At 72.2% G+C, this 12,402-nt stretch carries 13 protein-coding genes; 5 read left to right on the top strand and 8 right to left on the bottom strand.

The window, feature by feature from the left end; all coding sequences use genetic code 11:
* Positions 1 to 54: 54 nt before the first annotated feature.
* Entirely contained in the window at positions 55 to 1,311 is a 1,257-nt protein-coding gene (locus ABKA17_RS18455) for a MalY/PatB family protein (protein ID WP_353693170.1), read from the bottom strand.
* 105 nt (positions 1,312 to 1,416) lie between these two features.
* Between ABKA17_RS18455 and ABKA17_RS18450 the strand changes: the two genes are divergently transcribed.
* The gene (locus tag ABKA17_RS18450; protein ID WP_502994310.1) at positions 1,417 to 2,475 is read left to right on the top strand and encodes a P1 family peptidase; all 1,059 of its coding nucleotides are present in this window, start codon (positions 1,417 to 1,419) and stop codon (positions 2,473 to 2,475) included.
* 37 nt (positions 2,476 to 2,512) lie between these two features.
* On the opposite strand, the gene ABKA17_RS18445 is transcribed toward ABKA17_RS18450, so the two are convergent.
* The gene (locus ABKA17_RS18445) at positions 2,513 to 3,091 is read right to left on the bottom strand and encodes a hypothetical protein (RefSeq protein ID WP_353693168.1); all 579 of its coding nucleotides are present in this window, start codon (positions 3,089 to 3,091) and stop codon (positions 2,513 to 2,515) included.
* Between the two features lie 313 nt (positions 3,092 to 3,404).
* Between ABKA17_RS18445 and ABKA17_RS18440 the strand changes: the two genes are divergently transcribed.
* Positions 3,405 to 4,244 (top strand): endonuclease/exonuclease/phosphatase family protein, encoded by an 840-nt coding sequence (locus ABKA17_RS18440; RefSeq protein WP_353693167.1) that lies wholly within the window; start codon positions 3,405 to 3,407, stop codon positions 4,242 to 4,244.
* A gap of 24 nt (positions 4,245 to 4,268) precedes the next feature.
* Here ABKA17_RS18440 and ABKA17_RS18435 read toward each other — a convergent pair whose 3' ends face one another.
* Positions 4,269 to 5,051 (bottom strand): DUF899 family protein, encoded by a 783-nt coding sequence (locus ABKA17_RS18435; protein ID WP_353693166.1) that lies wholly within the window; start codon positions 5,049 to 5,051, stop codon positions 4,269 to 4,271.
* Positions 5,052 to 5,255: 204 nt separating this feature from the next.
* Here ABKA17_RS18435 and ABKA17_RS18430 point away from each other — a divergent pair, with 204 nt between their 5' ends.
* Both ABKA17_RS18430 and ABKA17_RS18425 read left to right on the top strand, forming a co-directional pair.
* Complete coding sequence (locus ABKA17_RS18430; protein WP_353693617.1) at positions 5,256 to 6,125, top strand: GNAT family N-acetyltransferase; 870 nt, start codon at positions 5,256 to 5,258, stop codon at positions 6,123 to 6,125.
* Between the two features lie 62 nt (positions 6,126 to 6,187).
* The gene (locus tag ABKA17_RS18425; protein WP_353693165.1) at positions 6,188 to 6,745 is read left to right on the top strand and encodes a hypothetical protein; all 558 of its coding nucleotides are present in this window, start codon (positions 6,188 to 6,190) and stop codon (positions 6,743 to 6,745) included.
* On the opposite strand, the gene ABKA17_RS18420 is transcribed toward ABKA17_RS18425, so the two are convergent.
* Genes ABKA17_RS18420 through ABKA17_RS18400 form a run of 5 tightly spaced genes read right to left on the bottom strand, consistent with a single transcriptional unit; the run spans position 6,708 to position 11,909 of the window.
* A complete protein-coding gene (locus ABKA17_RS18420) occupies positions 6,708 to 7,625 on the bottom strand; it encodes an STM4011 family radical SAM protein (protein ID WP_353693164.1) in 918 nt (305 codons plus the stop codon). The genes ABKA17_RS18425 and ABKA17_RS18420 overlap by 38 nt on opposite strands.
* A gap of 10 nt (positions 7,626 to 7,635) precedes the next feature.
* Positions 7,636 to 8,973 carry an STM4012 family radical SAM protein gene (locus ABKA17_RS18415; RefSeq protein WP_353693163.1) on the bottom strand — a complete coding sequence of 446 codons (1,338 nt, stop codon included), beginning with the start codon at positions 8,971 to 8,973 and terminating at the stop codon, positions 7,636 to 7,638.
* A complete protein-coding gene (locus tag ABKA17_RS18410) occupies positions 8,970 to 9,785 on the bottom strand; it encodes an STM4013/SEN3800 family hydrolase (RefSeq protein ID WP_353693616.1) in 816 nt (271 codons plus the stop codon). Before ABKA17_RS18410 ends, ABKA17_RS18415 begins: the two co-directional genes overlap by 4 nt.
* A gap of 7 nt (positions 9,786 to 9,792) precedes the next feature.
* Complete coding sequence (locus tag ABKA17_RS18405) at positions 9,793 to 10,938, bottom strand: STM4014 family protein (protein ID WP_353693162.1); 1,146 nt, start codon at positions 10,936 to 10,938, stop codon at positions 9,793 to 9,795.
* 11 nt (positions 10,939 to 10,949) lie between these two features.
* Entirely contained in the window at positions 10,950 to 11,909 is a 960-nt protein-coding gene (locus tag ABKA17_RS18400; RefSeq protein ID WP_353693161.1) for an STM4015 family protein, read from the bottom strand.
* A gap of 165 nt (positions 11,910 to 12,074) precedes the next feature.
* On the opposite strand from ABKA17_RS18400, the gene ABKA17_RS18395 reads away from it, so the two are divergent.
* Positions 12,075 to 12,401, top strand: a complete 327-nt coding sequence (locus ABKA17_RS18395; protein WP_353693160.1) for a DUF8820 family protein — start codon at positions 12,075 to 12,077, stop codon at positions 12,399 to 12,401.
* Position 12,402: the final 1 nt, after the last annotated feature.

Below are 12,402 nucleotides of genomic sequence, written 5' to 3'. Positions count from 1 at the left end.
CAGGACGTATCGACAAGGAGCCCCGACGGGGCCGGGGCTTGCGGGCGGCGCGGTCTACAGACCCCGCACCGCGCGTCCCATACGACTCAGCGCCTGGCGCAGGATGGTCGGCGTCGTGCCGAAGTTGAGGCGGACGTGTCCCTCGCCACCAGTGCCGAAGACATGGCCCGAGCTGAGCGCGACCCTGGCTCTGTCGAGGAACATCCGCGCGGGCCCGGCGAGATCGCTCACCACGCCGGGGCCCTCGGCGTCGTGATCACCGTGCAGTCCCAGCCCTCGGCAGTCCAGCCAGGCCAGATAGGTGCCCTCGGGGCGGTGATACCCCAGGTCGGGCAGGTGCTCCGCGACCAGTTCGCCCAGCAGAGTGCGGTTGGCGTCGAGCCCGAGCAGCAGGTCGTCCAGCCACTCCCCGCCCGCGCGGAAGGCCGCGGTGTGGGCGATGATCCCGAGATGGCTGGGACCGTGACCGACCTCTTCCGGCAGGAGCCGGAGCTCGTCGGCGGCTTCCGGACCGGCGATGGCCACGGCCGCCTTGAGCCCGGCCAGGTTCCACGCCTTGGAGGCCGAGGCCAGCGCGAACGCGTTCTCGGCGCCGGGCACGCTCAGGAACGGGGTGAAGACGGCTCCCGGCAGGACCAGGGGAGCGTGGATCTCGTCGGACACCACCCGCACGCCATGCGTCCGGGCCAGGGCCGCGACCGCCTCCAGCTCCCGGCGGGTGTGCACGACACCGGTCGGATTGTGCGGATTGCTCATCAAGAGCGCCGCCCGACGGCCCCCGCGCCGAGCTCGTACGAAGGCGTCCGCCAGGGCCGCCAGGTCGATCCGCAGATCCGGGCCGAGACGTGCCTCGACGATCTCGCGAGCGTCGTGGCCGACGAACGCGTAGAAGGGCGGGTAGACCGGTGAGCACACCACGACCGCGTCGCCCGGGTCGGTGATCAGCCGGAGCACCTCGACGATGCCCATCATCACGTCGGGCACGATCGCGGTGTCCGCCACCCGCAGCCCGTCCCAGCCCCACCGGTCGTGGGCGAAAGCGGCCAGGGCCTCGGCATAGGCGGTCCCGAAGGGGTATCCCGTGTCGCCGAGATCGAGCGCCGAACGCAGCGCCTCGAGGACGGGCGCAGCGACCGGTACGTCCATCTCCGCCACCCACAGCGGCAGCACGTCCTCGGGGTGGGTGCGCCACTTCATGCTGGTGCGCCGCCGCAGCTGCTCCAGGGAGAGCCGGGCCAGGGGATCCGTCCGCCGGGCGTCCGTGGCGTCGGCGGCGCCGGGGGTGCGGTCCGTGGGCTCGGGTTCGGTCATGATGCGCTCCAGTGCCCGGACGCGCCGAGGCCGTAGGCGGACGAACGTCTCTCCGGGCCGTACGCGATGTCGTACGAGGTTTTGGCTAGTGTGCCGATCATGCGCATGCCCGGTCCACCCTTGTCCTCGCCTTCACCCGGCGCCTCTCGTCGCGCCCGCGAACTCGGCCTGTGTGCCGGTGACATGTCCACGGGACCGCTCAACAGTTTCACGGACGTGCCCGGCATCCGGGTAGGGCACACCACCCTGATCGATCCGCCGCGCGTGCACAGCGGGGTCACCGCGATCGTGCCCGACGGGATCGGCCCCGCGAGTCCGCTGCCCGCCGGGGTCTTCGCGGGCAACGGCTACGGCAAGCTGCTGGGCGCCACGCAGGTCGCCGAACTCGGTGCGCTGGAGACTCCCGTACTGCTGACCTCCACGCTGTCCGCGTTCCGGGCCGCGGACGCCCTGGTGGGCTGGCTGCTCCAGCGGCCCGAGACGGCCGGTGCGCGGAGCCTGAATCCGGTGGTGGGGGAGTGCAACGACGGGCTCCTGTCCGACATCCGCTCGCGCCCGGTCCGCGAGGAACACGTCCGCTCCGCCCTGGAGACGGCGCACACCGGACCGGTGGCCGAGGGCTGCGTCGGCGGCGGCACGGGGCTGACCGCGCTCGGGTTCAAGGCGGGCATCGGCACCTCATCGCGCCGCGTCGCTCTCGCGGGCCGCGAGGTGACCCTCGGCGTCCTGGTGCAGGCCAATTTCGGCGGCACGCTCCGGGTCCTGGGCCGCACCGTCACCCCCGCCGACGTCGGCCTGCCCGCCCCGGACCCCGTCCCCGACAGCGGTTCCTGCATGCTCGTGGTCGCGACCGACGCTCCCCTGGACGCCCGCCAGCTGACCCGCCTCGCCCGACGCGCCGTCTACGCCCTGGCCAGGGTCGGCGCCGCCTACGGCCACGGCAGCGGCGACTACGGCCTGGCGTTCGGCACCCGCCCTCTCGGCACCCCCGCCGGCCCCGCCGTCGTGTCCGACGACAGCCTCGACCCCCTCTTCACCGCCGTCCTCGACACGGTGGAGGAGTCCGTCCTCAACTCCCTGCTGACCGCCACCACGACCACGGGACCGGAGGGCCACACACGGCATCCGCTGCCCGCGGGCCGGCTGCTCGCCCTGCTTCGCTGATCAGCCGGCCGCCCGCGCCCGGGCTGTCCGGGACCGCTCAGCGCAGCCGCGGGTTGAGGGCGGCCAGGCGTTCCCGGAAGCCGGGCTCGGGCTGGTTGGGCTCCAGCTCGCCGGTGGCCGGGTCGAGGTAGCCCCACTCGCCCTTGCGGCCCGCCCCGCACACCATCAGCGTCAGCGTCCTGCCCGGCGCCTGGATGTGGGTCACCTCGTGATAGGAGCTGAGCGGCACGGTGTTCGTCCCGCCCGCCTCATGGGTTCGGGTCTCGGTGACGACCCGGCCGTCAACCAACTCGTAGCGCTGCTCGGTGTATCCGCCCGCGAGAACGTGGGCGGTGAACTCCCAGGGGTGGTTGTGGGGCCGCGGCCGCTCGCCGTCGCGCAGGTCCGGCGCCATCCACAGGTTCACCTTGACGGTGCGGCCCGCCTCCCGGCGCAGCACCGACTCGGCCTTGTAGCCCATGCCGCCGGAGTCCGGTACGAGCAGCCAGCGGTCCTCGGAGGTGAACTCCTCCCAGGTGAGCGACTCGTCCGGCGCGAACCGGGCGAGCCCGTCGACGGCGGCGTCGAAAAGCTCCTCGTCGACGGTCAGACCGGGCACGATCCGAACTGTTCGCATGCACTCTCCCCGCGTAGAACGACGACGCTCGGGGCACGCCTCGGCTGCCCTGGGTCGCGAGGCAGGATATCCGTCCGATGCCACGAATGTTCGAGGGGTTCGCGGCGTGTTCGCATCCTGAAGGCCGCGGCGGGGACCGGACGGAAGGGTGACCGGCGGCCTTGCCCGGGCCGGCGAGGGTCTGTTCGGTTACCTGTCGATTGGCTGGCAGTCCCGCGGTAGTCATGCGGTGTCGACACCCCCGTCCCGTAATCTCGTGCGTAGTGGCGTCGGATGCTGTGTGCATGCGCGTATACGCGGTGAGGGGAAGGCGTTGGTGTTCGGGAAGGGCACGCGGTTGCTCGCGGGTGCGGTGATCGTGGCCTGTATCGCGCTCGTCGGCCGCAGTGCGCCGGGCGGTGCCCTGTTCGGCAGGTCGCTGCCCGACGACGCGGTGAAGGAAGTCGTGTCGAACCGGGTGATGACCTGGAACCTCTGCAACCCCTGCGAGGCGAGCAACATCGACCAGGCCTCGGAGATCGCCACGTACGCGCCGCAGGTCGTCGCTGTGCAGGAATCGTGCATGAACGACGTCGAGAAGATCCGGGACGATCTGGAGCGCTTCTACGGGCTGGTCTACCACGTCGAGTACGGGGCGGTCCTGCGGAACTGGGGCCGCTGTGGCGGGGCGCCGTGGAGCCCGGCAGGCTACGGCCAGGCGCTGCTTTCGGCGGCCCCGATGACCGATCCCGTCGTCGTGGAGTACCCCGACGGTGGTTCCGAGGATCGCGGGTACATGGCGGTGACCACGAAGCTGGGCGGTGAGACCGTCCGGGTGTTCAACACGCACCTCGCCGAACGGCGACAGGAACCGATCCGCGAGAAGCAGGCCCGTGTACTCGCCAAGGAGGTCGCACGGCACGACCGCGCCATCGTTCTCGGCGACTTCAACGCCGTGCCGTACGCCCCCGAACTCAGCCCGATGTGGGCACTGGCCGCCGACACGGACCCCCAGTGCGATCCCTCGTCGGCCGGCGCCTGCCAGACGACCACCGACTGGCAGAGCAAGTTCGACTACGTCTTCCTGCGCGGCATCACCCCGCTGAAGCACCGGGTGCAGCCCAGCGAGTACTCGGACCATCACCTGGTGTACGCCGACCTGAACCTGTCCTGAGGGCCCCGCCCGCTTCGAGGCGGATCAGTGGTGGTGGCCGTGCCGGCCGAGGGTCTGCACCGGCGTCGCGCCGGGGCGCGTCCACTGCGGTACGGGGCGGCCGGTCGGACCCCAGGTGGGGTTACCCTCCGCGTCCGTGCGCCAGGACCAGCACGCGCTGCCGCCCTTGGGCCGGCCCTCGGGGTTGTCCTCCCAGGCCTCGCCGCGACCGTAGGGCGTCATGTCGAGCAGGCCCATGGATCCGTTGACCCGCTCGTTGCCACGCCCGGTCGTGGAGTAGGTGAGGAACACGCGGTCGCCGTCGCGCAGGTAGGAGGTGAGGTAGCCCATCTCGCCACCGGCGGGCCCGTCCACGCCGCGCACCGAGTACCAGGGCTGCCGGTAGCCCATGAAGTCCAGGTAGGGGGCCACCTCCTGCCAACGGCCCGTGGTCACGATCGCGAAGGAGACGCCGCGGGCGTTGAGGTAGACGGCGTCCTGGAGATGCCATGCCGTGGTGGTGCAGCCCTCGCACTGCCCCTGGTGCGGTGCTTCGTCGTACCACATGTGCTTGTAGACGACGAGTTCGTCGCGGCCCTGGAACAGGTCCAGGAACGGGACCGGGCCGTCGGCCCCGACGACCTCGACCGTGCCGTCGAACTCCACCATCGGCAGTCGCCGCCGGGCCGCGGCGAGGGCGTCGCCCTCCCGGGTGTGGGCCTTCTCGCGGACCAGGAGCTCGTCGCGCGCGGCCTGCCAGGTGGCCAGGTCGACGATCGGCGGGCGGCCGGACCGCGCGGTGGTCGGGTCGTCCGGTGTGCTCGTCATGTGTCCTCCGTGATGTCTCGTGCCGGGCAGCGTCCTACCCGGCCATGGCGGTCGGAAGAACAGACTCGCGCCCCGACCGGAACTCATCGGGGAGCCCGCACCGACTGTCCGGATTCGCACCTCGAACCGCGACGAGTCGGCGGTCGCCGACGGGAAAGCCGGATGCGAAGGAGCGGCGGGGTGGTGTGTGATCGGGGGATGGCGATGGCGATGGAGACGGGTCGGCCGGGGGTCGACGAACTCGGCCACGTGGCCCGGGTGTTGGCGGAATGGCAGAGCGACCCGGCGCCCGTACAACTGCACCCGGGGGACGTGGGATGGTTCTGGCGGTTCGGTGCGCGGCGGACCGCCGAGGCCGTACGGACCTGGAGCCGTGCCGGGGCGGTACTGGCGGCCGGACTGCTCGACGGTCCCGGGTTGCTGCGGCTGGCGATCGCGCCGGACGCCCTGCGGGACGAGGAGCTGGCGCGACGGATCGTCGAGGACGTGTCGGTGCCCGAGCGGGGCGTGCTCGGCGAGGGCCCGGTGTATGTGGAGGCGCCGCCGGGGGCGCTCGTCCAGGACCTGCTGTCCGAGGACGGCTGGGAGAGCGACGAGCCGTGGACACCGCTTCGGCGTGACCTCGGTGAGCCGGTGCCCGATCCCGGCGTGCACATCGAGGTGGTCGGGCCGGACGCCGTGCACGAGCGGACCGCGGTCCAGCGGGCGGCGTTCGACCGGTCCACCTTCACCGACGAGAGCTGGCATGCGATGGCGGCCGGTGCGCCGTACGCCGACGCGCGGTGCCTGCTCGCCCGCGACGAGCGGGGCGAGGCCGTGGCCGTCGTGACGGTGTGGTCGGCGGGCGAGGGCAGGACCGGGCTGATCGAACCGATGGGCGTGCACCCGGCCCACCGCGGTCACGGCTACGGCAGGGCGATCACCGTCGCCGCGGCACGCGCACTCCAGGAACTGGGCGCGTCCGACGTGGTCGTGTGCACACCGAGTTCCAACGCGGGCGCCGTCGCCACCTACCGCTCGGCCGGCCTCGATCCGTTCCCCGAGAAGCGGGACCTGTGCCGCAAGGCCCGCTGACGGAAGCCGACCGCTCGATAATCCGTGTCGGTGCCGACCGGCCCGGTGTGAGACTTCGGGCCATGACCTCAGCGCGACTCAGCAGTCTGGACTACCTCCGGGAGATCGAACGCCTCGCCAACCAGGTGCGGGCGGCGGCTTCGAGCGAGGGATGGCTCTCGTACGACGAGGACCCGGGGGACGCGACCGCGCTCCAGCGCAGTGTGAACGCGCTGGCGCGGGCGCTGCGCCACTACCACTTCGAGGGCGACGGCTGTCTGGAGGAGGACCGGCCACTGGTACGGCTCGTCGGAGCCTGTCTGCTGAAGCCCGGGGCCATGCCGGCCGGTGTGGAGGAGGGGTACGAGGAGGTCTGCGCGCGCATCGGCGTCGAGCCCAGGCCCGAGGGCTGGGCGCTGTGGAACACCTGGGGCGACGGGGAGTTGAAGGTGACCATGGTGGTGTCCGCCGTCGAGACGACCGAGGGGCTCCTGGCGAACTGGTCCCGTGGGCGGGCCCTCGATCCTGTGCAGCCGCTCCCCTCGCAGATCGCCCTCGTCCGCCACGGCTGGATAGGCCCGATGACGTTCTCGCCCCGTGCCGTCAGCAGGACGGGCCTCGGCGGTCGGCCGCTGAGCTAGCCACGGGCAGCATCTGCCGCAGCCCTGCCCCCGGTGGCGCGGTCGCCGGGACGCGCTCCAGCACGCCGCCCGCGAAGACGTCGTACAACGGCAGGGTCTCCAGGTGGACATAGCCGATGTGGCAGTCGCAGACGGCCAGCGGGCAGGGGCGCGGGCCGAGGGCGGCCCGGTAGGAGCCGTCGTAGAGATTGCCCAGTTCGGCGCGGACGAAGTGGCAGCGGCGGACGGTGCCCTCACCGTCGACCGAGACGACGGACTCCCCGGTACGACAGGGCAGTCCGGCGCTGGTGTGCGGGGTGCGGCTGTAGGGGAAGAGCGGGTCGAGCTCGGTCCACTCGGCGGCCTCGGCGTCCTGGTACGTGTGTCCCTCGGCCGCGTTGATCCACAGATAGACGTGCGCCGGCAGGTCGGCCCGTAGTCGGCGGGCCGTGTCCAGGTGTTCGGGCAGGCCGACGACACCGACGCTGAAGCGGACCCCGCGGCCCGCCAGGTCGCGGCACTTGGTGAGGAAGCGGTCGTAGGGGGTCTGGCCCGGGTGGTAGGTGCACCACAGGGCGAGGGTGTCGAGGTCGGCGTCGGCGAGCCAGTCGGTGCGGCAGCTGAGGTTGGTCTGGATGGCGACCCGGCGGATGTGCGGCAGGTGGGACAGCTCGGTCAGGGCGCGCCGGTACCAGGAGCGGACCAGGCCCTCGCCCCACGGGGTGAAGAGGATCGAGAGCCGGTCGTCGCTCTGGGCGGCCGCCCAGGTCGTGACGCGCTCCAGCGCGGCGCGGTCGGCGCGGAGTTGGGCGGTCGAGTCGCGTCGCTTGGCGAACGGGCAGTAGGGGCAGTCGTAGTCGCAGGAGGCGAGCGGGCCCCGGTAGAGGAGGGTCAGGTCCATGGCTCGCCGGTCACTTCCGCTCGTACGCGGCCATGGCGGCGCGCACGGCAGGGGAGAAGAGCTCGGGGCCGATGGCGTCGGAGTGGGCGAGGCCCTCCGGGGTGAGCCGGAGGCGGGAGGCGGTGTCGTCGGCCAGCCAGCGGCGGTCGGCGAGGCGCTCGAGTTCCGTGCCGAAGTCGTCGGCCGGGGTGCTCCCGAAGCGGGCGCGGTAGTCGTCGACGGCCAGGCCCTCCGCCTGGAGGAGGGACTGAAGGAGATGCCGGCGGCGGGCCTCGTGGGCATCCATCGGGTAGCCGATCTCCGCGTGGCCGAAGTCGGTGGTGGCGACGTAGTCGTCGATGATGCCACGGATCTCGTGCATACCGACCGCGTAGTCGAAGGAGTAGTGCAGGTCCGCGGTGTACGAGCGGGCACCGCAGCCCAGACCGATCATGCCGTCGGTCTGGCAGGCGTAGTCGTCGGTGCCCTGCGGCGGTGCGTCGGCCCGGCGGAACATGCGCATGGACTGCTGGGTGTATCCATGGGCGAGGAGGTGGTCGCGGCCCACGCGGTACAGCCGCAGCCGCTGTTCGTCCCAGGCCGGATCGGGTCCGGCGTCGGCACGGTGGCGGTCGAGGCCGGTCAACGGGCGGACGTAGAGCGGGTAGAGGTAGAGCTCCTCGGGCCGCCAGGCGAGGGCCGCGTCCAGGGAGCGCCGCCATGTCTCGTCGGTCTGGCCGTCGATGCCGTAGATGAGGTCGATGTTGAGGACCGGGATGCCGGTGTCCCGGACGCGGGCGAGGGCGGACTCGACGTCCGCGCGTCGCTGCGGGCGTACGGCGGCCCGCGCCTCGGAGTCGACGAAGCTCTGGACGCCCAGGCTGAGGCGGGTGGTGCCCCGCGCGTCCAGGACGGCGAGCCGGTCGGCGGTGGCCGTCGCCGGCGAGGCCTCGACGGAGAGCGGGATCGCGCTCAGGTCGGCGCCCATGCGGTGCTCGGCGATGTCGAAGAGGCGTTCCAGTTCGGGCGCGGTGAGGAAGGTGGGGGTGCCCCCACCGAAGGCGGCGGTGGCGAACCGCGGTTCGTCGCTGTCGCCGAGGGCGGCGCGTACGGCGGTGGCCTGCCGCTCCAGCGCGTCGAGGTAGGCGCCCGTCAGGCCCTCGGGGGCGCCGATGCGGGTGAAGAGGTTGCAGAAGCCGCAGCGCACCTCGCAGAACGGTATGTGCAGGTAGAGGGAGAGCGCGCGCTTGTCCTGCGCCGCCCAGAGCGAGGCGAGTGTGGGGCGTTCGGGCAGGGGGCGGTAGGCCGTCTTGTGCGGATAGGCGTACACGTAGTGCTGGTACGGCGAGGTGGCCTGGGCGGTGGTCATCGGACGGCCTCGGCGGGGTCGAGGAAGAAGTGGGCGTAGGGCACGGTCCACACGGACTCGTGGCCGAGGCGGTGACCGGTGTAACCGTCGTCGCCGTAGGCGGTGCCGTGGTCGGAGCACACGATGGCGAAACAGCGGCGCCGCGCGCTCATGGCGTCGAAGAGCCGGCCGATGTGCCGGTCGACGTACTCCAGCGCGGCGGCGTGCGTCTCGCGGGTGTCACCGGCCTCGCGGGTCGCCCCGGGCAGGTGGAACCAGTTCGGCTGGTGCAGGGCCGAGACGTTCAGGAAGAGGAACAGCCGCTGCCCGTCGGGGAGTTGACCGATGACCTGTTCGGCGCGGGCGATCTGGTTCTCGAAGGAGTGGGGTGAGGTGACGCCGAACTCCGGCTCCCAGTGCGCCTCGTGGAAGAGGCCCGGCAGCACCGACCCGAGCGGACCCTGCTGGTTGAAGAAGCCCACGCCGCCTACGCACACGGTGTGATAGCCGGCCTTGGCCAGGCCCGAGACGAGTTCCGGGGTGTCGTAGACGAAGGTTTTGTCGGCGGTGGTCTCACTGCCGGCGAAACTCGCCGCGAACAGCCTGGGATGCGGTCCGGGGGAGGCCGGCGTCGGCAGGAAACCCGCGAAGATCGCCTGGTGGGAGGCGTAGGTGAAGCTGCCCGGCGCGTGGCGCTTCTCCCAGCGGCCGCCGGGCAGCCGGCCGGCCAGGTTCGGGATGCGGCCCTCGGCCGCCAGCTCGACGGCGACGTCGTAGCGCAGGGTGTCGAGGGTGACGAGGAGGATGTCGTCGTGACCGACGACGTCCTTCATGTCGGGCTCAGGCATGGGGTGTTCCTGTTCTTGCGGGTGAAGCCGGTCGAGCGGGTGCGCGCAGGGCGGCGGCCACCTGGGCGCCGTAGGTGTCCAGGCCCTCGGAGCCGCTGCCGGGCAGTCCGGTCAGCCGGGGGAGCAGATCGCCGAAGGCGTTGACCTCGCCGACGAAGGCTCTGCGCCAGCCGACCGCGGGCAGCAGATCCACGCCGACGCACAGGGTGCGCGGAAAACAGGCCGCCGCCCGCTCGCACACCCCCAGGACGTCCGACCAGCGGGCGCCCGCCGCCTCGACGGCCCGCCGGGCGGTGTCGAGGTCGCCCCGGCTGCCGCCGAGATGGAGGTTGGTCAGGGGCGAGCGGCTGGTGCGCACCACCGCGTGGGTGGCCCGTCCAGCCACGACGACCACCCTCAGATCGGCGGCCCGGCCCTGCTGGGAGGCCTTCGGGAGCCAGCGCTCCAGGTGCAGCCCGTCCGGCGCGAGGGCGTCGACGATGACGGCGATGTCCTGTTCCCGGTCGTAGCGGCGCACCTTGAGCGAGTTGTGCAGACGCCCGTTCGGGGCGAGTTCCACGGAGGTGGTGGCCCTGATCCGGCCGCCGCCACCGGTCTCCACGGCGAGAACCCCCGAAGCGGACGACCCGTGGGCGGGTTTGACGAACACGCGCGGCATGCGGTGCTCGCGCATCAGCGCCCGTACGTCGTCCCAGCCGCCCACGGTCGCGCCGTTCGGGCCGGACGTGGGCGAGGCGGGAACAGGCACTCCCGCCGTTGCGAGGACGCCATGGCACGCGCGCTTGTCGAACAGCACGGCGAGATCGTCGGTGTCGGTCAGCCGGACACCGCCGCGCAGCCCGCGCAGCGCGGTGGTGAACCCGGCGTACCAGCGGCCCGAGCCTTCGACCCGGGTGGGATCGAGGGTGCCCCGGAGCAGCCGGTCGACCTCGGGATGCTCACCGGGGGAGTCGATCCGGACGAACTCGTCGTCGGCGAAGTCCGCCCCCCGCGCGCGCAGGACGTCCAGCCAGGGCACGACACGCGGGCCGGGCAGACCGGCCGCGCGCACCGCGTCGACGAAGAGCGACACCCGGCGGTTGCCGGGGTTGCCGACGACCGCGAAACGCACGGGGGTCGGGGACGACGGTGGAGCCATGGAAGGTGTGCTCACTCGCCCACGGCGACGTAGCGCCAGACCGTGCCGTCGTCCTCGGTGTCCTCCTCCGCGTCGTCGCGGTCGAGGTCGACCTCGACGCCCGCGGTCTGCAGAGACTGCCGGAAGCGCTCCACGAACGGCTCGCTCATGTAGTGGTGGTGCAGGTCGAGCTTGGCGAGATGGGTGAGGGGCTGCCCGGCCAGGAGCGCGGCCGCGCCCTCGTCGGTCAGCACGCCCATCGACAGGTCCAGTACCTCCAGACGGGCCACGACCGGGGCCGAGGCGACGGCCGCGGCCACGGCGTCCTGTATCTCGCTGTTGCGCAGGGCGAGATGCCGCAGGCGCGGCAGCCGGGCGCCGGAGAGGATCGGCTCGAGATCGGCGGCCTCGCTGTCACCGCCGTAGTCCGGGGTGCCCAGCCACAGGTCCAGGTGCTCCAGGGCGGGCAGATCGCTCGCACCGATGCCCCGCACCACCGCCGCCGGCAGCCCGCCCGTCTCCACGACGAGCCTGCGCAGGGCCTTGTGGCTCAGCGCGGTGCAGCCCAGATCCGATCCGCCCCGCACCCCGAACTCCTCCAGCGCGGGGAAGCCGGCGAGCAGCGGGGTGACGTCGGTCTGGTTGATCCAGGAGATCTCGCACTCCTCCATCACCATGTCGCCCAGGAACAGCGCGCGCAGCGCCGGGAAGCGGTCGCGGGCGGCGAGCAGGGCCTTGACGACGTCGGAGGGATCGGTGTCGTAGGCCTCCTCCCAGGCGCCGACGATCAGAGCCCGGACCCGGATGGTGTCGACGGTGTCGCAGAACCGCGCGAAGGCCGCCGTCCAGCTCTCCTCGCTGTCGTAGACGTCGGCGGCGACACGCCAGGCGCGGGAGTCGGGCTCGGGGAGGCCGGCGGTGCTCGCGTCGGGACCGGGGAAGTCGTAGGCGGGCAGCCCGTGCAACGCGTCGAGGTGGTCACCGATGGTCATGCGGCTGCTCCCGAGGAGAGTGTGCGGTTCGTGATGCGGCAGTTCTACCAACAGGCACTGACAACACCGGTCGGCGGGGCGGGCATCGGGGCGTTGTCAGTGGTCGCCCCTACGGTCTTGGTCATGAGGCCGGTGCGCGGTGCACCCGGCGGTGAGGGGACAGCCATGTACCGGCAGGGAGACGTACTCATCGTGCCCGTGACGGAAGGGGCGGTGCCGGAGCACGTGGCTCGCGCGCCCCGAGAGCGGCGGGACGCGAAGGGCCGGCTCGTGCTGGCACTCGGCGAGGTCACCGGACACGCCCACGCCGTCGTCGGGCCGGGGGAGTTGGTGCGTGAGCCGGGGCCGTTCGGTCCGCTGCTGCTGCACCTTCCGCAGGGCGGCCGGGTCGTGCACGAGGAGCACGCGGCCATCGCGCTGCCCAAGGGCTGGTACCGGGTGATCAGACAGCGGGAGTACGTGCCCGGCTCCGTCCGCGTCGTGGCCGACTGAA

This window comes from Streptomyces sp. RG80 (assembly GCF_040446465.1).
GTDB lineage: Bacteria > Actinomycetota > Actinomycetes > Streptomycetales > Streptomycetaceae > Streptomyces.
This window is presented reverse-complemented; position numbering and strand designations above follow the sequence as displayed.